Here is a 22,623-nt window from a genome sequence, read left to right as displayed (position 1 = left end):
TTCTCTGTCAATGGAATTGTAGGAACTCACAAAAAAGTTTGGAGGAATGTACAAGAAAAGGTTTTTCCAGCATCGCGGGCAATAAAAAAGAACCCGTCCCCGGGGAAAATCCGGGAACGGGTTGAGAGCGGAAAGCTTACCGCTTGATGTCGTAGTTCATGTTCATCAGGTTGCGGATGGAGCTGACATCGTCGGTGATGTTGGCATCGCCGTGGATGGTGTGCTTGATGGCGCTGCTTGCTACGGCAAAGTTGACCATATCCATAGCCTTATAGTTGTGCAGCATGGCATAGATCAGACCGCTGGCAAAGGCATCGCCGCCGCCCACGCGGTCCAGAATATTAAAGGTGTAGAGCTTGCTCTCAAAGGTGTGGCCGTCGTACCACATAAAGGCCTTGAGGCTGTTCTCGCTGCCGCTGTGGGCATAGCGCACATGGCGGGCAATGCACTTGAGGTTGGGGTAGCGGGCAATGAAATGCTGGAAGATCTCGTCCTGCTGCTCATAGCTGGGCTGCAGGGGCACGCCGTCCTTCCAGTCGCCCTTGCTGTGATCGTTGTCGTCCTTCCACAGGTGGTAGGGCTCAATGCCCAGCAGAACGTCAACATAAGGCAGGCACTCGGTGCAGAAATCGCGGGCTTCCTCCCAGCTCCACAGGGTAGAGCGGAAGTTGCCGTCAAAGCTGACGGTCAGGCCCTTCTTTTTGGCCACCTTGAGCATATCGATGATGAGGCCGCGGCAGTTGGGGCCCAGTGCCGGGGTAATGCCGCTCAGGTGCAGCCAGTCGTAGCCGTCCAGCAGAGCGTCCAGATCGACCTGGGAGAAGTCATACTCGGTAATGGCACTGTGCTTGCGATCATAGATGACCTTGGAAGCGCGGATGCCGTAGCCGGTTTCCAGATAATAAGTACCCAGCCGGTTGGAGGGGGTCTCGTTGGGCTCGGTCAGGATCATGGGGGTGCAATGCACATCGTTGGAGCGCAGCCAGCGCACCGCGCTCTTGCCCAGGCTGTTGTTGGGCACTACGCTGAAGAAGGTGCTGTCCACACCCAGGTTGGCCAGGGCCAGTGCAATGTTGGCCTCGCTGCCGCCGTAGCTGGCTTCAAAGCTGGATGCCATGCGGATCTTTTCGTAGTTCGGCGGAGTCAGACGGAGCATGATCTCGCCGCAGGTGATAAATTTCTGGCCGTTGGGCTCGCTGCCGAGGATGGGATTGTAGTGTTCCATAACGCTCCTCCTAAAAAAGTCGTTTCTGGGATCCATTCTATGTGAGAACACATTGTTGTATCCATTATACCGCACAGCGCACCGGATAGCAAGCAAATGCTGTTTCGGCCGAGAGAAAAAGAAAAAGAAATTTTGGTTGTTTTGACGAAAGAATCCCGCAGGGATGACGGCGGGGTTCACACCCCCGTCAGGTCAAAGCTGGGCGTATACTCTTCCTTTGCACTGCTCTTCTGCTGCATATAACCAGAACTGAGGCCCAAATCCATGGCGTAGTTGACCACCCGGCGGTATTCGTAGGTGGTGATGCGCCGCCCGATGCCGTGGTCTGCCGCCTGATAGAAGGGGGTGTACTGGCTCATCACGCTGGGCAGGAAGCACCCGGGATCGGCCTTGTTCCAAGCCGCCATCTGATCGAGCACGGCAAAGCTGTCGTCCACATGGCCAGGCAGGGCAAGGTGGCGCAGGATCACGCCCCGCTGCAGGATGCCCTCGCTGTCAAAAACAGGGCGCCCGGCCTGAGCCATCATGGTTTCAATGGCGGGCCTGGCCTGCGCAAAATAGTCCGGCGCGGCGGAAAGCTCTGCCGAAAGGGCAGGAGAAACATATTTCAGGTCGGCCAGCCAGATGTCGATGAAACCGCGCCAGGCGTGCACGCTCTCCACGGTCTCGTATCCGCCGGTGTTGCAGACGATGGGCAGATGCAGCCCCTGCGCCCGGGCCAGGTCGAGGGCGGCGATGATCCAGGGCCGCCACTGCCCAGGCGTGACAAGGTTGATGTTGTGGGCTCCCTGCGCCTGCAGGTCCAGAAAAATCTCGGCCAGGCGCTCTACGGTGATCTCCTTGCCCAGCCCCTCGGCGCTGATGGGGTAGTTCTGGCAGAAGCAGCACTTGAGGGTGCAGCCGGAGAAGAACACCGTGCCGCTGCCCCGGGTGCCGCTGATGCAGGGCTCCTCCCAGAAGTGCAGGGCAGCGCGGGCCGCTTTCAGGGTGCGGCCCGCCCCGCAGAAGCCCGTCTGCCCGGCGGCCCGGTCGGCTTTGCACTGCCTGGGGCAGAGAGTACAGGCTTCCGGCACGGCAACAGAAATGGTTTTGGGCATAATATCCAAGTCCTTTGCAAAAGATTTGACAGAATTACTTTCGTTTATTATACCATTTATGACATGGAATGTGGTATACTATGATAGAATATTATATATCATGCAAAAATACTACATATCAGACGGAGGATGTCATGCGCACCGAAAACGAGGAGATCCGGGATCATTTGAAATATCTCTCCCTGCTGGCACGGGATTACCCCTCGCAGGCGGCCGCCGCCAGTGAGATCATCAGCACCCAGGCCCTGCTCAAGCTGCCCAAGGGCACCGAACATTTTATGAGCGACCTGCACGGTGAAAACGAGGCCTTTGTCCACATCCTGAACTCGGCTTCGGGTGTCATCCGGGAAAAGGTGGACATCGTGCTGGGGGAGAGTGTGCCGGAGCAGACCCGTGCAGAGCTGGCAACGCTCATCTATTACCCCAACGAGAAGCTGCCCCAGCTCAAAGCTGGGTGCGCAGATGAAGAAGCGCTTGACCACTGGTACACAGAGACCCTGCTTCAGCTTATTGATATCTGCCGGTTGGTGTCCTCCAAGCATACCCGGCAGCATGTGCGCTCCTGCCTGCCGTCCAGCTGCGGGTATATTCTGGATGAGCTGCTCCATGCCCACTTTGAGGACCACGACAAGGACCTTTATTATGGGCAGATCGTGGGCAGCATCATCGAAAATGGCCGCGCTGACCGGTTCATTGTCCGGCTGTGTGAGCTCATCAAGCGGCTGGCTGTGGACAAGCTGCACATCGTGGGGGACCTGTTTGACCGCGGTCCCCGGCCTGATATCATACTGGACCGGCTCATGCGCCACCACCATGTGGATATCCAGTGGGGCAACCATGACGTGGTCTGGATGGGTGCCGCCGCCGGAAGTCCCATCTGCGTCTGCACTGTGCTCAAAACGACACTGGCCTACCACAACCATGCCATGCTGGAGGACTGCTACGGCATCAACCTGCGGCACCTGCAGCGGATGGCCGAGCAGTTCTACGGAAATGACGACCTGACCCTCTGGATGCCCCACACCGACGCGGCGCGCGGCCCTTACACCGAGGGCATGCTCCACCGCTGTGCCGTGATGCACAAGGCCGTGACCATTCTGATGCTCAAGATGGAGTGCAAGGTCATCGACCGCAACCCGGATTTCAAGATGCAGGGTCGGGATTTCCTGCGGCACATCGATTGGGAAAAGGGGACAGTGACCCTGAACGGGCAGGCGTACCCCCTGCGGGACACCAGCTTTCCCACCGTGGACCCGGCAGACCCCGCCGCCCTGAATGATGATGAGCGGCTGGTGCTCCGCAAGCTGGTGGAATCCTTCCGGCAGAGCGAGCGTTTGCAGCAGCATGTGGAATTTTTGTATGCCAAGGGCAGCGTTTACCACATCGAGAACGGCAACCTGCTCTACCACGGCGTGGTGCCCATGACCAGGACCGGCAGCTTTGCCGTGGAGCGGTTCGAGGAACACAACTACTCGGGCCGCGGCTTGATGGACTACTGTGACGAGCGGGCACGCTGCGGCTACTTTGCTCCCGAGGGCAGTGCGGCCCGGCGGAGCGGTCAGGACTTTTTGTGGTATCTGTGGTGCGGCAAGCTGTCGCCGTTGTTCGGCCGCAGCGCCATGACCACCTTTGAGCGGCTGTATATTGCCGACCCCGCCACCCACGAGGAAGTCAAGGACCCCTATTATACATGGTACAATGAAGAGGCCGCCTGCCGCCGCATCCTTGCGGAATTCGGCCTGCCCGGCACCAGCCACATCGTCAACGGCCATGTGCCGGTGCGGGAGAAGAGCGGCGAGAGCCCCATCAAGGGCGGGGGCCGTCTGGTCGTCATTGACGGCGGGTTCTGCCGCGCCTACCATGAAAAGACCGGCATTGCAGGGTACACGCTGGTGTACTCCAGCCGCACCATGTCCCTGCGGACCCATCAGCCCTTTGTCAGTGCCGAAAAGGCCGTGAACGAAAACATCGACATCGTGTCGCAGAAGAACATACTGGAAACGGAGAACCACCGCATTTTGGTGGAAGAGACGGACGAGGGCGAGAACCTGCGGGAGCGGGTACACGACCTGAAACAGCTGGTCAAGGCCTATCAGCTGGGCTGGATCAAGGAGACCTGCAGTGAGGATTGCGTCTGGTAAGGAGCGCTGATTGTAAAATTTTTGAAATAAGAAACAAAAATGTCGAATATCTCCGCAGATTCTGGGCAAAACAGAAAATAATCGGGCAGGGGAAAAGGGGGCTTTGCTTTTTGCCCGAAGTTGTGTATAATAAGATAGTTGTATCGTGAGGGTGTGTGCCCAGCGGTGCGCGGAGAGATCAAGCAAGAACCCTGAGTGGCCCTGCCGCTGGCGGGCCTGCGACAAGGAGATTATAAAATTGGAAAAGTTTGTTATTACGGGCGGCAAGCCCCTGCATGGCGAAGTTACCATTTCCGGTGCAAAAAATGCGGCTGTGGGCATTCTGCCTGCCACCATTCTGGCGGCAGATGTCTGTGTGATCGAAAACCTGCCGGACATCAGTGATGTGGCAGTCAGCCTGAAGATCCTGAGCACCCTGGGTGCCAGCATCAAGATGCTGAACCGCAATACCTACGAGATCGACACCACCCACCTGAACAGCACCAACGTCCCGGACGATCTGTCCCGCCAGATGCGTGCCAGCTACTACTTCCTGGGTGCACTGCTCTCCCGCTTTGGCAAGGCACAGGTGGCCATGCCCGGCGGCTGCAATCTGGGCCCCCGCCCTATCGACCAGCACCTCAAGGTGTTCAGCGCACTGGGTGCAGAGGACAGCGTGGACTACGGCATGATCACCGTGCGTGCCAAGGAACTGAACGGTGCCCATATCTTCTTTGATAAGGTCAGCGTAGGCGCTACCATGAACGGTATGCTCTCCGCTGTGATGGCACAGGGCCAGACCATTCTGGAAAACTGCGCCAAGGAGCCCCATGTTGTTGATCTGGCAAACTTCCTGAATATGTGCGGCGCGGATGTGCGCGGTGCCGGCACCGATGTGATCAAGGTGCGCGGCGTGGAAAAGATGCACGGCTGCACTTACAGCATCATCCCTGACCAGATCGAGGCGGGCAGCTACATGGTTGCCGCTGCTGCCACCGGCGGCGACGTTCTGATCAAAAATGTTACCCCCAAGCATCTGGAACCCATCACGGCAAAGCTCCGCCGTGCCGGTGTGGATGTGGAGGAATTCGATGATTCCGTCCGCGTCTCCCGCAAGGGCGATATCCTGCCGCTGAAGATCAACACCATGCCTCACCCGGGCTTCCCCACCGATATGCAGCCCCTGATGGGTGTGCTGCTCAGCGTGGCAAAGGGGACCTCCACCATCACCGAGAGCGTGTGGGATAACCGCTTCCGCTATGTGGACGAGCTGCGCAAGATGGGCGCAATGGTGCAAGTGGACGGTCAGGTGGCCGTGTTTGAGGGTGTGGACAAGCTGAACCCTGCTCCCCTGCGCGCTTCTGACCTGCGTGCCGGTGCGGCCATGGTCGTTGCTGCCCTGATGGCAGACGGCACCAGCGAGATCGAGGAGATCGGCCACATTGAGCGCGGCTATGAGAACATCGTGGAAAAGCTGCGCGGCCTGGGCGCTGAGATCAGCAAGGTGGATCGGATGCCTGCCGCACTGGAATCAGCAATGTGATCATTCAGAACCTCTCAGTCTGTTTTGCAGAAGTTTCCCTGACAGGGAGCTTTTGTGAAGCAATGACGGAGAGGTTCGTTTCTTGAGGTTTGAAATGTCTGAATTCATCTCGTTATACTCTGGCTCCTCCGGCAACTGCAGCGTGGTGCGCACGGGGGAGAAGTACATCATCATCGATATGGGAAAGGGCGTGCGCACCACCTCGGCGGCGCTCAAGGAGCTGGGCCTGAACATCAGCGATTGTGCGGGCATTCTGGTCACCCATGAGCACTCTGACCACGTCAAGGGGCTGGCCACCTTCCTCAAAAAGAATCCGCTGCCGGTATACGGTGCAGACGATACGCTGGATTTTCTGGATGCAAACGGCATTGTGCCCGCCAGCTGTGCGCTGCGCACCCTGTCCGGCGGGGAAGAGGATGTGGGAGATTTCGGCGTGACGATGTTCCCCACCAGCCACGACGTGCCCTGCGTGGGCTACCGCATCCACACCCCGGACAACAAGACCATGACCATTGCCACCGACCTGGGAGTCCTGACTCCGCCGGTGCATCAGGCCCTGAGCGGCTGTGACCTGGTGGCGCTGGAAAGCAACTACGACCTCCACATGCTCCGCAGCGGGCGGTATCCCTACTACCTGCGCTCCCGCATCGAGTCCAACCGGGGCCACCTCTCCAACGATGAGTGCTCGGCAAAGCTGCTGGAACTGATCCAGGAGGGATGCAAGAAGTTTGCCCTCTGCCATCTCTCGCAGGAGAACAACACCCCGGCGCTTGCTTTGCAGACCATGTTCAACACCCTGGGTGCGGCGGGTGTCGTGCCGGAAAAGGACTGCATCGTGCAGGCCCAACGCCGCAATGAGATCAGCCCCACGCTTACATTTTAAGAAAAAATGGCCCTCTCCATCATTGCTTTACAAAGCATGACGGAGAGGGCTATTTTTGTTGTTATGCCAGATCCGGCAGGATATCGGGCCAGAGGGCCTGCTCCTGCCGCAGGTCGGTGAAAACGCAGTCCAGATAGATCTTGTTTACAGCCGAGATGATGGTGCTGCGCAGGAGCGTGCGTGCATCATCAACATCCGGCTCCAGCTCGGAAAAGCTTTTGGTCAGGCCGAACACATAGGGCAGGTAATTCTCCAGCTCATCGCAAAAGGTATCATAGGCCTGCGCGGAGGTATAATGCGCCCGCTGCATCTTGAACAGACTGTCGATGTTTTCCATGGACAGGACATTTTTAGAAACTACGATGTAGATCAGGCAGGCCAGCTGATCCCGGGTATACTTCTTTTTGATGGGGTGGCTGATGATCCCTTTCTTAACGTAGTTGCTCACCATGGAAGCGGTGAGCTCCACCCCCTGAAATGTGCGGAAACACCCGTTGACAAACTGTACACTCTGATCCAGATAAAGCCCTACGGTGGGGAGTTCTGCATACCGGGGCAGGGCAAACCCTGCGGCGCAGGCCGCAACGCGGCGGTTTGATTCTAATTTCATGCGGACAGTATACCATGTTTTGGAAATGTGGTCAACAGGAAATTAAAAACTTTTGAAATAATTCAAGAAAACAGTTGACAGGTTTTTGAAAAACTGATATAGTGATTCAAACAACAGGAAAAACTGCGGCATCCTCTGCCGCCGGAATGGAGATAAATGCTTATGAACACCAAGATCGTTGTGGATTCCTCCGCCAGCCTGTACACCTTGCAGGGCGTGGATTTTGAATGCGTTCCCCTGAAGATCATCACCGACGATGCCGAATATCTGGACAACGGCACAATGGATGCCTTGGGCATGGCCCAGACCCTGCGTACCTATAAGGGCAAGACCTCGACTTCCTGCCCCAACGTCAGCGACTGGCTGGCCGCCTACGAGGGAGCCGACGAGGTGTATGCCATCACCATCACGGGCACTCTGTCCGGCAGCTACAATGCCGCCCAGCTGGCCGCCGAGGAGTACCAGCAGGAGAATCCCGGCAAGCGGGTGTTCGTGCTGGACAGCCTTTCCACCGGCCCGGAGCAGCGCCTGCTGGCCGAGCATCTGCGGGATCTGCTGGCTGAGGGCAGGGAGTTTGACGAGATTTGTGAAGAGATGCTCCGCTACCACAAGCACACCCATCTGCTCTTCTCGCTGGAGTCGCTGGCCAATCTGGCCCGCAATGGCCGCGTGAAGCCTGCCGTTGCTGCTGTGGCGCGGATGCTGGGCATCCGGGTCATCGGACAGGCAAGTGAGGCCGGAGAGCTGGATGTTCTCTGCAAGACCCGTGGCGAGCATGGTGCGCTGGAGCGCATCGTGCTGGAACTCAAGGAGCACGGCTACACCAACGGCAGGCTCCATATCTCTCACTGCGGCAATCCCGCTGCCGCCGAGCGCCTGAAGCACATGGTAAAGGCTGTGTTTGATGGAGCAAAGGTGGACATCAGCGAATGCGGCGGTCTGTGCAGCTATTATGCAGAGCTGGGCGGCCTGCTGGTTGGTTATGAGGACGCGGAAGCATAAGCGAATGGCCATCGGAAAAATTCTGCCACGATTGAATAGGCGCTCATAGCGGGGAAAGCCGTTGTGGGCGCTTTTTTGTTTGCAAAATCTTCCGCTCTGCGCTATACTAACAGCATCAAAAATCGCCGTGGGCGGCAGGGGAGGGATACCACATGTTCAGATTGCCTATCGTCAAGTTTTTCAGCCGCATCTTCAACCGTGTCACGATCACAGTGGTGCTGGTGGCTTTACAGGTGCTCTGGCTGCTCTGGGCGTTCTGGTCGTTCACGGCGGGGCGGGTCTGGCTGAACGGTGCCCTGAAGGCGCTGAGCATCCTGATCGTGCTGTATCTGGTGCGCAAGGATGAAAACAGCGCTTATAAGATCGGCTGGATCGTTCTGATCGGCCTTCTGCCCCTGCTGGGCGGCGCGCTTTATCTGGCTTTTGGCAACAAGGCCCCCGCCAAGCATCTGCGGGAGCGGATGCAGAAGGTGGAACAGGCCCATCAGACTGAGCTTGCCCAGCCCGAGGGCCAGACCGATGCGCTGGATATCTCCAGCCGGAACCTGAGCCGCTATGTGGCAAAGTTCGGGCCGTATCCGGCCTGGAGGGATACCGCTGCTCACTACTTTTCCTGCGGGGAGGAGATGTATCCCCAGCTGCTGGCGGATCTGGACAAGGCGGAAAAATTTATCTTTCTGGAATTTTTTATCCTCCGTTCCGGCAAAATGTGGGACGGTGTGGAGCAGATCCTCCGCCGCAAGGCCGCCCAGGGCGTGGATGTGCGGCTGATCTACGATGATTTTGGCAGCCTGCTGGGCCTGCCCAGTGATTTTGTCATCCGCATGGAGAGGGCGCATATCCGCTGCATCCCTTTCAACCCGGTGGTGCCGCTGGTCTCGCTGGTGATGAACCACCGCGACCACCGCAAGATCGTGGTGGTTGACGGCAATGTGGCCTACACCGGTGGCGTGAATCTGGCGGATGAGTATATCAATGCAGAGCAGCGCTTTGGCTACTGGAAGGATGCGGCCATCCGGCTGGAAGGAGCCGCTGTCTGGAACTTTACCGTGATGTTCCTCAATGTATGGAACGCCTTCCGCCCGCAGGAGACCGATTACACCGCCTTTGCGCCCACCCGCCTGCCCGCAGTGCAGGATGGCGTGGTGCAGCCCTACGCGGACAGTCCGCTGGATGAGGAGCCGCTGGCCGAGACGGTCTATCTGGACATCCTCTCTCAGGCCCAGAGATATGTTTATATCTATACGCCCTACCTGGCCGTGGGCGAGGAGATGCTGGATGCTCTGAAAAGTGCGGCCAAGCGCGGGGTGGACGTGCGGCTCATCCTGCCTGGGATCCCGGATAAGAAGCTGGTGTTCCGGCTCAGCCGTTCCTACTATCTGCCCCTGCTCAGGGCGGGCGTGCGCATTTATGAATTCACGCCCGGTTTCCTCCACGCCAAGTGCTATGTCAGCGATGACCGCGTGGCCGTGGTGGGCAGCATCAATATGGATTACCGGAGCCTGTTTCTCCATTTTGAGTGCGGAACACTGCTCTTCCATAACAGCCAGATCGCCGCTCTGCGGAAGGATGTGGAGCGCACCCTGCCGCAGTGCCGGGAGATCATGCGGTCCGACTGCCGCACCAATCTGCCGGGCACAGCACTGGACAGCGTGCTGCGGCTGCTGAGTCCGTTGATGTAAGCGGCTGCGCGCAGCACTCGGGGAGCTTTTCCACGCAAGTGAAACGGGCCATTCCATCGCCCGCCCTATTGCCTGCGGCAACAGGGTCCCACCCCAGCGGACACTTGCTTTGGAAAACTCCCGTCGGCTGCGTAATCTTACGCTCTTCTGGACATACTATGGGGCAAAGGCCCAACGGGCCGTGTGGAAAGGGAGCGTATCTATGAATCAGAACCATCGGGCTCTTTGGAGCTGTGCCATGGCGGCGGCGCTGCTGCTGACCGCCTGCGGCAAAACGAACGCCGGGTCGGGCAGCTCCGGCAGCATGAGCGGAAGCAGCACATCCTCCGCACAGACCCAGACAGCGGCATGGAAAACCGGTCTGGGTGTGGTGACAGAGGCCACCGATCAGGACAGGGCAGGGAAAATTGAGCTGGCAGCGGCCGCTGTCCTGCTGGATGGCGAGGGGAAACTGGAAAGTGTTCTGCTGGACGAGCTGGAAGTGTCTGTTTCGGCGGACAGCACCGGCCATGTGACCCTGCCCACCGACTGGCGCACCAAGCGGCAGAAGGGGGACGATTACCCGCTGGCCGAGGTCTCTTCCCTGAAAAAGGGCTGGGCGGAACAGGCGGATGCCTTTGCCAGTTACCTGATCGGCATGACCCCGGAACAGGTCTCCATGCTCAAAGTGGATAAAGACGGCAAGCCCACGGATGCCGACCTGCTGAGCGGGTGCACCATTGCAGTGGACCGTTACCGGGATGCCGTGACCCGGGCCTGCGCCAATGCCAGGTGTAGCGCGACACGATTTTTGAGAAATTCGGACAGGATAATTGAGAAAAAATAGCGCCGTTCTAAGAAGAAAATCTTAGGCTCGTCCAACAGCAAACGCGGCCCCCTTCAAGGTGGTCTGCGTGTACTGCGGGACGAGCCTTTGTGGTTGCCCGGGAAAGATGTAAACTGCCTTTACCTCGGGGTTTTTGCTTCACCGCTTATCTCATTCGTTGGTAGCTTCTTCCTGAGTAGCCAAATACTCAGCAACAGGAATGATATAGGCTTCGGGAAGCTCCTCGATCTCGCGCTTGCCGTTCTTGACGAGAACGGCATAGACGGCGATCATATAGGTCTTAACCTTCATTTCTGCTTACCTCCTTTTTCAAGCATTTCAACACGGGCTTTCAGCTCCGCGTTGGACTGTTCCAGCGCAGCCAGCTCTTCAAAGAGTCCAGCGATCGCCTCGTAGAGGTCGACATTCCGTTCTTCCATCTCCTCTGCCCGGTCACGGGCGATCTTGGAGATAGGTTTTTTCGGAGTCAAATACTTCATAGCTTTATTCATACGCACCTCCGAAGCCCGAGATGGAGACTTCACCCTCGAAGCCCTCATTCTTTGTGATGGTGAAACGGATATTCACGCCCCACTTGCTCGCGGTCTTGGTCTTGTTGGTGAAGTTGTAGACACGGTTGATCTGCACCATCGCCGTGATGTCCTCCCATGTGGGAACGGCGTCAAAACCGTTGTTGCACGCCTCCACCTTGGCGACCGCGCCCTCGATCTTCCACGTCGGCGTCACGAGCACCTTAGTCGCCGCTGCATCGGTCTCCTCCGGCGCGACCAGCTCGAACTTAATGACTGTCTCTTTCTTGCTGAAGGAGAATACACGGACGCTGGTGGCGAAGTTGCCGTCGACCGCCTCGATGCGGAGCTGGTGTTGTCCATTGGTAAGCGAGAGCCACTTCTCTCGGGTCAGCTCGATCGTTTCCTGCTGCCCCAGCGTTGCTTGATAGCTGCGGATCTGCACGTCATCCACGAACTCGGTGACGACCACATTGTCGCCCTCAACGTCGCTCACGGTGTAATTCTCTGCGAAACTCCCGTTCTTCAGACCGAGGGCCTTGTCCTGCCCGGAGATCGTCGGTGCGGAGTTTGTGCGTTTGAAGGTGACGCGACGGTAGGCCGTACCGCCCTTGCCGTCCGTGACGGTGATCTTGAGGGTGTTGACCGAATTAAGCCCCAGCGCATAGAGCTTCTCGGAGGTGATCGTCACGGTCAGCTCCTCGCCCTTGGGCGCATTGTTGATCGTGCGAATCGTCTCGTCGTTGAGTTCCTCCACGACGGTCAGTGTGTCGCCGTCCGCATCGTCAATGGTGTAGGCATAGGTGAAGCCGAGGTTCTTATCTCCGAGGTTGCCGTCGCTGCCGGAAATGGTCGGTGCGGAGTTTGTGCGGGTGAACGTCCACGTCCGGGTCGCTGTGCCGCCCTGTCCATCGCTGACGACGACCTTGACGGTGTGTTTACCGAGACTCAGGGAGTCGACATCGACAGAGATGGTGTTTACCAAATTTCGCGTCGGGGCAAACGACTTCGTCGTTTGCCCATCGAGCGACTCCGTCGCCGTCAAGACGTCGCCGGAGTCGGCGTCATCGACCGTGTAGGTGATCGTAAAATTGCTGTTCTTATCTCCGAGGTCTCTGTCACTGTCAGAGATCAGAGGGTCAGTGTTCAGGATTTCAAGGACGGGGCGGAAACCGACGGTCGGGAGGGAGTACGCAGCATTGAGGTTGTCCCAGTGGCGGGCCGAATAGTACCCGCGAACCGCACGGATCGACGCGTTCTCCGCCCAGGTCTCTTGACACCAGGAATACACGCCCGCCCAATGCCAAAGCTGATTATGGGGACTGTTGTGATCGGTCGTGTTGAGGTTGGTGTCCAGGTCAGAGGAAACCGGGGCAGGGAGTCCGGTGATGACTTCCTCGCGGGTGATGAACCTGTCCCACTCGTTATTGGTAGGTGTTCCTCCGGCATACCAGTCGTTATTCCGCCGGTTGCTGCCTCCGGTGAGGAGGCGGCACTTGTACTTTGCCCCGTCGATGGTGATGGTCTTTCCGGTGACATAGCCCTGCCCGTTCAAGTCATCCCACGAGACGCTGACCAGAATGACGCGGTCGCAAATGAGGAGGGTTTTGTCCCCGTCCTTGATCTTGACCCATTGGAGCTTGTTCGCGTCCGCGCTGGGAGTGTCTCCGAAGGTGTAGTTCGCCATGCTGCCGGACATCTGTGGGATGTCTCCGTAGCCGCTGTTCCCGCCTGCGGAGTCGTCAGGCCGCCACGGCTTTGTGGGCCGCTTGAGAATTGCGCCGTTGTTGTAGAATCCGCCGAGCTTGACGGTTCCGAGATATTGCGCCATAAGGGATCTCTCCTTCCGTTTTGATAAAGCGGTAGGGAGCGAATATCTTCTTCGCCAGATTGTAGGCGCAAGCCCATCGGGCGAAGCCGAGCCACGAATTGACCGATTGGACGATCGCCGCCTTCGTGATCGTGCCCTTCTGCAGCTTCTCCATCATCCGCTTGATGCGCCGCTTCTCCCGCCGTTTCGACTCGGTACGGAGAAGCAGATGCGTCGCTTTGATTTTGAAGCCGTAGGCGTTCACGCCCTGCCGCACATAGAAAATCTTGGTCTTCTGGTTGGTCTCAAGGTGCAGTCTCTCTTGGAGGAACACCTTGATCTTTGCTAACCACTCCCGGGCGATTTCCTTGTTTGGCGCTATGACGACGACATCGTCCATGTAGCGCGTGTAGAGCGTCGCACCGAGGAAGCGGATGCAGAATTGATCGAGCTCGTTGAGGTAGATGTTGGCAAAGTCCTGAGAACTCACATTTCCCAGCGGAATCCCTCTCTCACCCTCCGGCGAGCTGTCGATCACTTTGCAAAGAAGCCTGTAAAAACGGAGGAAGTCCTCGTATTTCTCGGGGTACTTCTTCTTGAGCTTCTTGAACCGCTTCGCGATGATCTGCTTGAGCACGCTGCGGTCGATGCTGTAGAAAAACTTGCGGACGTCGATCTTGATGACCGTCGCCTCGTCGCCCCACTTCATACGGGCGACCCTCATGTCATGCTGTACGTTGAAGGCAGCTCGGATGGGGCCTTTTCCGTACATACACGCAAATGAACGGTTGACGAATACCGGGCGAAAGAGCGTCTGCAGCTCCTGATGGATGACGAGCTGCACGACCTTGTCCCGCAGCGGCGGGATGTGAAGACTGCGCTCCTTCGGCTCCACGATGATCCTGTGCCGATACTTTCCCGGCGTGTACTCACTAACGCCCGCCTGTCTCGTTTTCTCAATTTTCTTGAGATCGCGCCACAGGCGCACGTTGTTCACCTCGGAATAGAGGTCGTAGAGCACGGCCTCCCGCGTGAACTTGCGGCTGCCTCGCAAGGCGGTCTTGTAGCCCGCCTCGATCGCTGACCAGCCCACGGCGTCCTCATAGCTGGAGGGTGGAGGGATCGGCGGCACGAGGGCCTTCTTGGTGTTCTTTGTGTTGTAGAGTATAATGGGGAATTTCGTCATTCGTGGCATCCTTTCCTTTTAGAACGGCTTGGCACCCATGACGCGGGTTGCTACCCACATTGTAGACCTCCCTCCGCCTCCCAATACGAGAGGGCGGGCGAAGCTCAGTCACTGTTTTTACGCCGTTTCTCAACATGGCGAAGGATTACCTCTCCCTTGAAGTATAACAAGGACACGCACCTGAAGCCGTGGCCGCAGATGACGTAATAACCTACAAGGCGGGGCGGAAACCGACGTTCGGGTTGGAGTTCGTAGCATTGTTGTTGTTCCAGTTGCGGGCCGAATTGTACCCGCGAACCGCACGGTTCGACGCCAGACAGAGATAACCCTGAGTAGGTGCTGTACTTTTTCTGATGGTCTATTTTCGGTTGTTGATGAAGAACTTTTGCAGTCCTCCAATGATGCGCCCGATCTCCTCGAGCTTTCCTTGCAGTTCCAAGAGTTTCTTCTGCGTGATGTACTTCTGGTTCTTGGCGACACCTAAAAGCACGAGCAGCAGTGTCTTCTCTGCGTCCGCCTCATCCAGCCACATGAGCCGTCTGTTGACGTTCGTGAGGTTGTTGGCCATAACAGCCGCTCGGATGAGCTTGTAGCAGGATTGCTTGATCTCTTGGCACAAGGAGAACTTCTCGGAGGCGGGGAAGTTTTTCAGCAAGGGGTATATATCCCTTTCGAGAAATATCTCAGTTTTCTTTTGTAGGACTGACGGCTCTGCCATGATACACACACCTCTTTTCCCGAACGCGGGCAAGCTCGGCGTGATCACCATAATATTCGAAGCCGTAGTCCGTGAGTTTGATCCTGACAGGCTTGCCGCTGATGATGCTGTGCCCTGTGATGAGGACGTCGGCGTCCCCTGTGAGGGACAGCCCCGCCTCCGTCTGCAGGTTCAGCACGCCATCCGGCAACCCGCCGCACTTCTCGCATACCGGGGCCAGCTCCACGAGCAAGCTCCCGATGATGCAGCTTGCTTCCTTGCGGCTGCAAGCGACCTTATACATAGATTTTTCGCGCCACAGAGTCGTAAATCCCTGACGTGATCGCGACCGAGGTCACGGTGTTGAAGTTGATAAGAAAGACATTGTTGACCATGTTGTTCAGCGTCGCATCCTTCAACACCTTAATCTCTTTCTGCGCGTCGGCAATCTGAGCCTCATGGAGAATGACCGCTTCACGGTTTGTGAAAATGCCTTCGTCCATGTGGTTCATATTCACCTGACTCACAGGCGTTCCTTCCTGAATGACCTCTCCCGTCTCAATGTCTTGGACGTGATCGAGCCACCCGATTTTTTCATAGGCTTTCATTGCTGCTTTCGACCTCCACTTCTAAGATATTATATTTGAAGGCTATATAAAGCCCCTTGCCCGGTGTTTTTGTGAAGACCCGTTCGCCCGCTGACGCGATGATGTCGCCGTCTTTGTCCACGAGCTGCACCTCGGCGACGTCACCGATCACGGTATCGTCGAAGTAAATGTAGACCCTTGCGCTTGCGCCCTGCACGAAGCGGCGGAAGGGCTCCGCTGTCTGTGGCACGCCGTTGAGCGTGTAGTCCGCATGATCGACCGAGTCAACGAACCGCTGCCCGATCTTCTGGATACCGATAGAAGTCAATGTTTTCATTCTGCTGCGCCTCCTTTCGCGTTGGTAGAGCAGCGCGTGGAGGTGGAGCATCTCAGGTAGACCTTTGCACCCTGCGCCGCCTTCGAGCCCGCCTCAATGTCCGAGGCGAAGCCCTGATAAATGGTGTACGCGCCGAAGTGATAGAACTCCTCGGAGGCTGCAAATGTGCCGACTCTCGGGAAGGGATTGCCGCCGCCCGATGCGCCGCCTTGCGCCATGACCGTCGAGGCCACGAGATGTCCTTCACTGACGATATGCGGCCACACGCCGCACACGATCTCTCCGCACCTTGGATAGCGTGAGAAGCCTGTCTGAAGCCGGGATTGAATAATGAGCCCGCCGATGGTCTCCATACCGTAGGCGGGCTTACTGCTGCCCTCCTTGACCTTGCGGACTTGCCCGTCGATGACCGAGAGATTTGTAACGCCGCTGGGCTTGGAACTGTTCAGGAAGATGATGAACTCAGCCCAGCGCTCCGCATCCTGATCGGCGAACAGTTCAATCCGGCTGCGGTCGTAGCCGAGCGCGGTCAGCGCGTAGAGAACGCCGCGCCGCGTGCCGCTCCACTGTGAGATGATCCCCTTCATGGACAGGCGCGTCCGATAGGCTTCGGCGTCCTCGCCCTCCAGTCGCGGCATATCCCGGTCTTGCCCATGCACGGGGAGCATGACCTCTGAGCAGCTTGCTACGTTCGCCTCGCTGCGCACGCGGAAGATCGACGCCTTCAGGTCGTCGAACTCGCGCCCCATGACCTTGAAGAAGATGCGGAGCTGGTTGACCGTCTTCCGGCCCTTCTTCAAGGGAGCGAAGAGCAGATCAAACATATATTCCCCGAAGGTTTCAAACTGCTTCATCCGCTCACTCCCTTTCGACCGTCACAGAGACGTCGCCGAGGGTGATGACCTTGTCCTTACCCAGCTTCACATCCGCCTCCGGCTCGGAGACCGCCGCGTTGGTGGCCCCACTGTAGCCGCTGCGGATCGCGTGGTTGATGTCGGACAGGGTCAGCTCGTTGAGCTTGCGGCTGCGGCGCACGGCCAGCAGTTCGGTGAGGATCGCCTTGACCCGGTTCTCCACCGCCTCGTCCGTGTCCGCCGTGTCGGTCGTGACCGTGACGGAGATATTCTGCGATACGGTCACAGAGGACTTCACGAGAATATTATCATACGGGCCAGCGATCTTGTCAACGGCTTCTCTTACTGCCGCAAGCAGTCCCTCCGTTGCCTCGCCCGCCGTGCCTGTCACGATGACGTCCACCGTGCCCTGCCCGCGCGGGTGGTTGCAGTCGGCCTGTGCGAACAGTACACCGGGGACTGACTCCGCCGCGTCAATGAAGGTGTCCTCCGTCGCCCGCTGCGCCAGCTCCGACCACGAGCGGAGTGTCCGCGCCCTCGCGCTCTCGTCGTCCTCGGTGTCGCTACCTTCCCGCACGATCCAGTCCTCGGCGTTGCTGAATGTGACGTCGCCGAGGTAGGTCAGCGTGCGTACGATCTGCCCTGCGGGGACGTTGTAGCGGCTGCCCTCTGTCTCGGCCTCCACCAGCACGTCCACGGAGGACGCGCCCTTTTGCAGCGTCGCCGCCTCCAGCACGAAGAATCGCAGCTCCTCGCCGTTGATGTCGAGGATGCTCTTGAAGACGTGGCCCTTGGGGATTTTGACCGCCTCGCCCGTCATGTCGGTGCGGCTGACGGTGACGAAGCCCTGCGTCTTCTGCGCCTTCTTGCGCTTTTTGGAGTAATCCGCCATCTTCAGGTCGAGCCACGCGCCGCCCGCGTGGGAGACGAACATATTGTTCAGCACGACGCGGAGCAATTCAATGACCTCGACCTTGATGCGCAGCACGATCATGAGCATCGTGTAGAACACGCCGCCCGAATGGAAGTTGCTGATGACGAAGCCCTCGTCCTTCAGCTCCTCGACCTTCTGCTCCTTCAGCTCGTCCAGCGTAGGCAGAGGGAGCACGGCGTCCAGTATTTCCTTGTCGATCATTCTGATACCACCTCCACGCTCACCGCGCCGATGATGACGTCCAGCTCGCGCCGCTCGTCCTCCTCCGCGAAGCGGAAGGAGCAGTGCAGCACGACCGCGTCATCCTCGAACGCAATACTGATCTCAATGCTTTCCGGGAGGATGACCTCCCGCTTCTGCAGCTTGAGCCGCACCCGCTGGGTGATCTCCAGACGGGTCAGCTCCGTGTCCTCGGACTGGATGAAGTCATACAGGCCCCAGCCGAACTCGGCGTCATAGAAGACGTCTCCCGGCTGCGTGAGCGCCTCAAGGACGATGTTCTGATACAGACACTCCAGCCCCGAGCAGAGCGGCGCGTCGCCGTCTGTGGCCTGTGTGAGCTGCCACTCGCTGTTGAGCCGGATGTCCGTATCGTTCAGGCCCGTCATAGCTCCACCTCCCCGATGATCGCCGGGGTGAGGTCGCCGTAGGGAAGCGCGACGGCCACGACCGCCCCGGCCTTGAACTGTTTCTTAGACTTAATTCCCGGAAGCGCGGGATAGTTGGTGTCAGGGTTGCCGAAGCGGTCGATGACGGTGAGTTTGTACTCGTACCAGTAGGAGGTGATGTGCGCCTTGAACACCTCGCCCGTCACTTCGTTGTGGACGATCAGTTCCTCAATGTCAAAGGCGTCGCTCTTTGCCGCCGAGTCGATGGTGGCGAATACGGCGGCGGGGAGCTTCAAATGCGGGAAGTCCTGCGCCAGCGTCTTCTTCATAACGGACGCGACCATTTCTTCGAGCACGTCGGTTTCCTCCTTTCGGGGTCAGAAATAGATGTAGGTGCGGATGAAGCCGGAGTCGTTGGTCTTGCTGACCACCTTGGAGACCTCGACCTCACCGCTCACCTGCGGATGGATGAGGTTTATTTTGTGGGAGTGCTTGATGAATGGCGCGGAGACCGTCTCCAGCTCCCACACGCCGCCCGCGCGGCGCAGGTTTAGGATGTTCACGCCGCGCTCGAAGGTGTAGACCTTCTTCTGTTCCGGCTTCTCGTCCCAATAGAAGACGCCGCCCGAGAAGAAGAACGGAACACGAAGCCCCCACGCCGCATTGACGGCGTTGATCGCTTGGACGGCGGTCTGCCTCCGAATGGGGAGCATTTTGCGCGTCGGGTAGGCCTTGCTGGAGAGCTTCATCTTGGACAGGCCCGCCTGTGCAAGGAAGTACGAGATCAGCTCCTGCGGCGTGGTGTCGAGGAAGGTGTCGTTGATGATCGTCTCCTCCATGAGCAGCATCTCATCCTTCAGCGCGACCTCGTTGGCATACGTCCCGCCGTCGTAGTTGCCGGAGACGAAGCCCGTGAACACGTCCTCCAGCGTGCCGTCATAGCCGAGCTGGATGGTGGCGGGGTCTTTCTTCTTGAGCGAGAGCTTCGGGCGGAACTGGCTCGTGAAGCGGATCTTCGCCCAATCATAATACGAGGACTTCGAGGAATAGATCTCAAGCTCCACGCCTTCCTCGAAGGTGTAGGAACCGGCCTGTGCCGAGATCTGCGGGTAGTACAGTTCTTTCGTTTCCACTGTGGCCTCCTTAGTACGGCATGGCGGTCACTTTGTTCATCGCCGCCGTGGCGTCCGCGTCATCCCGTGCGGGGGACTTGCCCCGTTCGTTGCTCAGGTAGCTCTTGTAGCCTGCCTTCAGATTGCTCGCCGCGCCGCCGCCGGACTTGCCGGAGCCGGAACTGGAGCCGGACTTTGCCGTGATGGTCTGCGGGATGTACTCCCACAGCTCCAGCGTAGCCGTAAGCTGCCCGCGCTTGTTTTCGCCCTTGTGGGACAGCTTCTTGAAGATGACCTTCTCCACACCGTGGGCGGCGGTGTCCTCGCTGATGATGGGGATGGGCTGCGGCACGCTCTGCCCGGGCGATCGGAAGATCGCCCGGAGCGTTGCGTATCGCTGGTACTTGGTCTGCGAGGGCGTGTCGTCGATGATCAGCTCGATGTTGACCTTGGCGTCCTCGTAGCCCGTTGCCTGTTTCGGCTTAGTGGCGCTGCCCTCGACCTCCTGCTCGTCCACCTTCGCGGTCTCAATGACCTCGATGCTTTTGACGAGACCGGGGAGGACGACGCCGTTGAGCTTGATCAGTTCGTCTTCTACATAGATCATAGCGTCCTCCTTCCTTATGCCGGGGCCGGGGCGGCGTCTTCTTCGTCGCCGGGTTCGCCGTCCTCGTTGGCCGCTGCGTAGTCCTCGACCTCCTGCAAAAGAGCGAGGAGCTGTTGCAGGTCTTTGATCTTCTTGAGGTCGACCGGGACGAGCAGCTTGTGGATGATAACCTGCTTGCCCTTACCGGAGCCGCCCTCATCGCTGCTCTCGTCCTTGTCCTTCTTCCCGCCGCCGAGGTCGACCTTCTTCTCCGGCTCGCGGTCAAGAGCGCCCTGCACCTGCTGGAGGCTCTTGTTCATCGCCTCTGCCGGGGCGTCGCCCGCCAGCGTTAGGCCGTGAGCGTAGGTAGTCATGGTGCGTTGGCCGGACAGGGTCAGTGTGGACAGCGGCCCCTCCTTCGCGTCAGAGAACGGGAGGAGGTTGCGGATCTTCTGCAAGCCGCCCTTTACGGCCTCGACCGCGCTGCTGAAGGCGGACTTGATGCCGTTTGCAAAGGTGGACACGATCCGTTTGCCGGACTCGAAGAACCACGTGACCGCGCCGGAGACGGCGTTCTTGATGTTGTTCAGGCCGTTGGAGAAGGCGGTGCGTGCGTCGGTGAACTTCTGTGAGATGCCTTGGACGATGTTGCTCATGGCCGTCGAGAACTTCTCACGGATCTCCGAGAGCTTGCCGCCCGTGAGGTTGTCGATGAAGGTGTAGCCCGCTGTGTACCAGCCCTTGACCGCCTCCATCGCCGCCGCTGCGACGCCGGAAATGCCGCCGCCGTGTTCCTCGTAGGCCGTCTTGATGTTGGACAGCTTCTCGGACACGGTCGCCTTTGCCGCGTCCATGACGGAGCCGATCACGTTCCCGATGCCTTCAAACACCGACTTCGCGACCGAGCCCACCGCCGTCAGCGTTCCCTTGAAGAAGTTGATGACGGAGTTGACCGCATTGCGGAACCACTCACACTTGTTGTAGAGTAGCACCAGCGCCGCAATGAGGGCCACAATGCCAATGACGACCCATGTGACGGGGTTGGCCAGCAGCGCCGCCGTGAAGCTCCACACCGAGGATATGAGCGGTGTGAGCGCCCCTCGCGCCAGTGCGAAGCCGCCCTTGAGTATCTTGAACGCGCTGACCGTTTTTGTCACGACGAGGCCGACGCCGGAGATCAGGGCGATCAGCGTGCCGCCTACGGCGAGGAAACCGCCCACCGCAAGAACGATGAGCATGATGACCTTGACGAGCTCTTGGTTCTTCTCGATCCACGAGCCGACCTTCGTCAGCACGCCCTCGCCCTTGCTCATCAGGTCGTTGACCGTGGGGAGCAGGGAGTTGCCGATGCTCTCAGTGACGTTGTGGATGCGCTGCTTGAGTCGCTCGAAGCGTTCCGGCTCCGTCTCCTGAATGGCGGAGGCCATCTGCTCCGTGACCGACACGCCCTTCCCGAGCGAGCCGTACATATTGACGATGTTGTCCTGCAGGTCGCCGACCTTGTTATACATCAGGTCGATGAGCGCTACGGCCTCGGTGTCGCCGAAGGCTTTCTGCAGCTCCATCTTTTCGGCGGCGTCCATTGTCTCGCCGAACTTGCCCCGCAGGATGTCGAGGATTTCCGGCATACTCAGGAGCTGGTTGTTGGCGTCTGTGAACTTGAGTCCCAGCGCCTCGCCGCCCTTGGTGGCGCTGCGGAGGAAGGCTTTGTATTTCGTGCCCGCTTCCGCGCCGCCCATCGTTGCTTGCAGCATACCCAAGACGGAGAGCTGCTCTTCCAGCGGCACCTGCGCCGTGGTCGCCGATGCGCCGAGGTTCTGGATTGCCTGTGCCATGCCGGAGCCGGAGGTCTTGAACGCTCGGACGGCGTCGGAGATGCCAGCCGAGAACATCTCGCCGAACTCCATGTCGCTCAGGTCGCTGTAGTAGTCTTTATAAATGCCGTAGCCTGTGGCAAACAGCGAGGTCATCTCGCCCGCCGTGGACTTTGTCGCCTTTGCGGTCAGGGCCGCGAGGCTTGTGAACTCTGCGACGCCCTCATCAGAGAGGGAGGCGATGCCGCTCTTGATGTCGTAGGCCGCGCTGATGAAGTCCGCCTTCGACGTGCCCGCCCACTGATCGGAGAAGCTGCGTGCGGCGTTTTCGACCGCTTCAAGGTCTTGCACGCCCAGCGAGGCCAGCTCACCCAGCGCACGCCGCGTTTCAAAGGTCGCCTCTACCGGGGCGAGCACAGCGTTTACGATCTGTGAGCCCGTCTCCTGCATCGCCGCACCCGCCTTTGCCATGCTGCCGAAGGTCTGGCTTGCGGCGTCCAGCTTGGAGACGTTTGCGCCGACCTTGGACGCCACGCCCGCCATCGGCCCGGAGAGGTTGTCGATCATGTTCATAATGAGCGACAGCTTAAATACGGACTCT

Annotated in this window: 24 protein-coding genes; 6 read left to right on the top strand and 18 right to left on the bottom strand. The window is 58.7% G+C overall.

Features of this window, described 5'->3' with window-relative positions; all coding sequences use genetic code 11:
* Positions 1–136: 136 nt before the first annotated feature.
* Together GXM22_RS09300 and GXM22_RS09295 are read right to left on the bottom strand one after the other, a co-directional pair.
* Positions 137–1,225, bottom strand: a complete 1,089-nt coding sequence (locus GXM22_RS09300) for a sugar kinase (protein ID WP_035395021.1) — start codon at positions 1,223–1,225, stop codon at positions 137–139.
* A gap of 176 nt (positions 1,226–1,401) precedes the next feature.
* The gene (locus GXM22_RS09295; RefSeq protein ID WP_099357322.1) at positions 1,402–2,322 is read right to left on the bottom strand and encodes a radical SAM protein; all 921 of its coding nucleotides are present in this window, start codon (positions 2,320–2,322) and stop codon (positions 1,402–1,404) included.
* A 134-nt stretch (positions 2,323–2,456) separates the two neighbouring features.
* On the opposite strand from GXM22_RS09295, the gene GXM22_RS09290 reads away from it, so the two are divergent.
* The 3 genes from GXM22_RS09290 to GXM22_RS09280 all read left to right on the top strand — a co-directional run bounded on the left by GXM22_RS09290 (position 2,457) and on the right by GXM22_RS09280 (position 6,868).
* Entirely contained in the window at positions 2,457–4,463 is a 2,007-nt protein-coding gene (locus GXM22_RS09290; protein WP_035395016.1) for a fructose-bisphosphatase class III, read from the top strand.
* Between the two features lie 238 nt (positions 4,464–4,701).
* Positions 4,702–5,985, top strand: coding sequence for a UDP-N-acetylglucosamine 1-carboxyvinyltransferase (locus GXM22_RS09285; RefSeq protein WP_035395013.1), 1,284 nt, complete (start codon positions 4,702–4,704; stop codon positions 5,983–5,985).
* Between the two features lie 94 nt (positions 5,986–6,079).
* Entirely contained in the window at positions 6,080–6,868 is a 789-nt protein-coding gene (locus GXM22_RS09280; protein ID WP_005936375.1) for an MBL fold metallo-hydrolase, read from the top strand.
* Positions 6,869–6,929: 61 nt separating this feature from the next.
* Here the strand turns inward: GXM22_RS09280 and GXM22_RS09275 are convergent, their stop codons facing one another.
* Entirely contained in the window at positions 6,930–7,478 is a 549-nt protein-coding gene (locus tag GXM22_RS09275) for a DUF1836 domain-containing protein (protein ID WP_005936372.1), read from the bottom strand.
* A gap of 162 nt (positions 7,479–7,640) precedes the next feature.
* On the opposite strand from GXM22_RS09275, the gene GXM22_RS09270 reads away from it, so the two are divergent.
* The 3 genes from GXM22_RS09270 (at position 7,641) to GXM22_RS09260 (ending at position 10,988) form a co-directional block, all read left to right on the top strand.
* Positions 7,641–8,480 carry a DegV family protein gene (locus tag GXM22_RS09270; RefSeq protein WP_035395010.1) on the top strand — a complete coding sequence of 280 codons (840 nt, stop codon included), beginning with the start codon at positions 7,641–7,643 and terminating at the stop codon, positions 8,478–8,480.
* A gap of 152 nt (positions 8,481–8,632) precedes the next feature.
* A complete protein-coding gene (gene cls / locus GXM22_RS09265; protein ID WP_005936366.1) occupies positions 8,633–10,162 on the top strand; it encodes a cardiolipin synthase in 1,530 nt (509 codons plus the stop codon).
* A gap of 202 nt (positions 10,163–10,364) precedes the next feature.
* Complete coding sequence (locus tag GXM22_RS09260) at positions 10,365–10,988, top strand: hypothetical protein (RefSeq protein ID WP_242651705.1); 624 nt, start codon at positions 10,365–10,367, stop codon at positions 10,986–10,988.
* A gap of 150 nt (positions 10,989–11,138) precedes the next feature.
* On the opposite strand, the gene GXM22_RS15075 is transcribed toward GXM22_RS09260, so the two are convergent.
* From GXM22_RS15075 to GXM22_RS09190, 15 genes are all read right to left on the bottom strand, one after another.
* Complete coding sequence (locus tag GXM22_RS15075) at positions 11,139–11,279, bottom strand: CD1375 family protein (protein WP_005936359.1); 141 nt, start codon at positions 11,277–11,279, stop codon at positions 11,139–11,141.
* Positions 11,276–11,479 carry a hypothetical protein gene (locus GXM22_RS09255; RefSeq protein WP_005936356.1) on the bottom strand — a complete coding sequence of 68 codons (204 nt, stop codon included), beginning with the start codon at positions 11,477–11,479 and terminating at the stop codon, positions 11,276–11,278. Before GXM22_RS09255 ends, GXM22_RS15075 begins: the two co-directional genes overlap by 4 nt.
* The gene (locus GXM22_RS09250; protein WP_242651704.1) at positions 11,472–13,328 is read right to left on the bottom strand and encodes a hypothetical protein; all 1,857 of its coding nucleotides are present in this window, start codon (positions 13,326–13,328) and stop codon (positions 11,472–11,474) included. The genes GXM22_RS09255 and GXM22_RS09250 overlap by 8 nt, the downstream gene beginning before the upstream one ends.
* Positions 13,240–14,493: a reverse transcriptase/maturase family protein gene (locus GXM22_RS09245; RefSeq protein ID WP_005936350.1), complete on the bottom strand. Its 1,254-nt coding sequence runs from the start codon at positions 14,491–14,493 to the stop codon at positions 13,240–13,242. Before GXM22_RS09245 ends, GXM22_RS09250 begins: the two co-directional genes overlap by 89 nt.
* Before the next feature lie 358 nt (positions 14,494–14,851).
* The gene (locus tag GXM22_RS09240; protein WP_005936347.1) at positions 14,852–15,211 is read right to left on the bottom strand and encodes a four helix bundle protein; all 360 of its coding nucleotides are present in this window, start codon (positions 15,209–15,211) and stop codon (positions 14,852–14,854) included.
* Complete coding sequence (locus GXM22_RS09235) at positions 15,177–15,494, bottom strand: hypothetical protein (RefSeq protein WP_005936344.1); 318 nt, start codon at positions 15,492–15,494, stop codon at positions 15,177–15,179. The genes GXM22_RS09240 and GXM22_RS09235 overlap by 35 nt, the downstream gene beginning before the upstream one ends.
* The gene (locus GXM22_RS09230) at positions 15,487–15,798 is read right to left on the bottom strand and encodes a hypothetical protein (protein WP_005936342.1); all 312 of its coding nucleotides are present in this window, start codon (positions 15,796–15,798) and stop codon (positions 15,487–15,489) included. Before GXM22_RS09230 ends, GXM22_RS09235 begins: the two co-directional genes overlap by 8 nt.
* Positions 15,785–16,114: a hypothetical protein gene (locus GXM22_RS09225; protein ID WP_005936339.1), complete on the bottom strand. Its 330-nt coding sequence runs from the start codon at positions 16,112–16,114 to the stop codon at positions 15,785–15,787. Before GXM22_RS09225 ends, GXM22_RS09230 begins: the two co-directional genes overlap by 14 nt.
* Positions 16,111–16,968, bottom strand: a complete 858-nt coding sequence (locus GXM22_RS09220) for a hypothetical protein (protein ID WP_005936336.1) — start codon at positions 16,966–16,968, stop codon at positions 16,111–16,113. Before GXM22_RS09220 ends, GXM22_RS09225 begins: the two co-directional genes overlap by 4 nt.
* A gap of 4 nt (positions 16,969–16,972) precedes the next feature.
* A complete protein-coding gene (locus GXM22_RS09215; protein WP_005936332.1) occupies positions 16,973–18,103 on the bottom strand; it encodes a baseplate J/gp47 family protein in 1,131 nt (376 codons plus the stop codon).
* Positions 18,100–18,510 (bottom strand): hypothetical protein, encoded by a 411-nt coding sequence (locus GXM22_RS09210; RefSeq protein ID WP_005936329.1) that lies wholly within the window; start codon positions 18,508–18,510, stop codon positions 18,100–18,102. The genes GXM22_RS09215 and GXM22_RS09210 overlap by 4 nt, the downstream gene beginning before the upstream one ends.
* Positions 18,507–18,866: a carbamoyl-phosphate synthase subunit L gene (locus tag GXM22_RS09205; RefSeq protein WP_099357323.1), complete on the bottom strand. Its 360-nt coding sequence runs from the start codon at positions 18,864–18,866 to the stop codon at positions 18,507–18,509. The genes GXM22_RS09210 and GXM22_RS09205 overlap by 4 nt, the downstream gene beginning before the upstream one ends.
* Before the next feature lie 21 nt (positions 18,867–18,887).
* Positions 18,888–19,643, bottom strand: a complete 756-nt coding sequence (locus GXM22_RS09200; protein ID WP_005936324.1) for a hypothetical protein — start codon at positions 19,641–19,643, stop codon at positions 18,888–18,890.
* A gap of 10 nt (positions 19,644–19,653) precedes the next feature.
* Positions 19,654–20,229, bottom strand: a complete 576-nt coding sequence (locus GXM22_RS09195) for a hypothetical protein (protein WP_005936321.1) — start codon at positions 20,227–20,229, stop codon at positions 19,654–19,656.
* 14 nt (positions 20,230–20,243) lie between these two features.
* A complete protein-coding gene (locus GXM22_RS09190) occupies positions 20,244–22,595 on the bottom strand; it encodes a phage tail tape measure protein (protein WP_335341484.1) in 2,352 nt (783 codons plus the stop codon).
* Positions 22,596–22,623 lie beyond the last annotated feature (28 nt).

The sequence above is a fragment of the Faecalibacterium duncaniae genome (assembly GCF_010509575.1).
GTDB classification, from domain to species: Bacteria; Bacillota; Clostridia; order Oscillospirales; family Ruminococcaceae; genus Faecalibacterium; species Faecalibacterium duncaniae.
The sequence above is the reverse complement of the archived record's forward strand: the minus strand, read 5'-3'. Positions and strand labels throughout refer to the sequence as shown.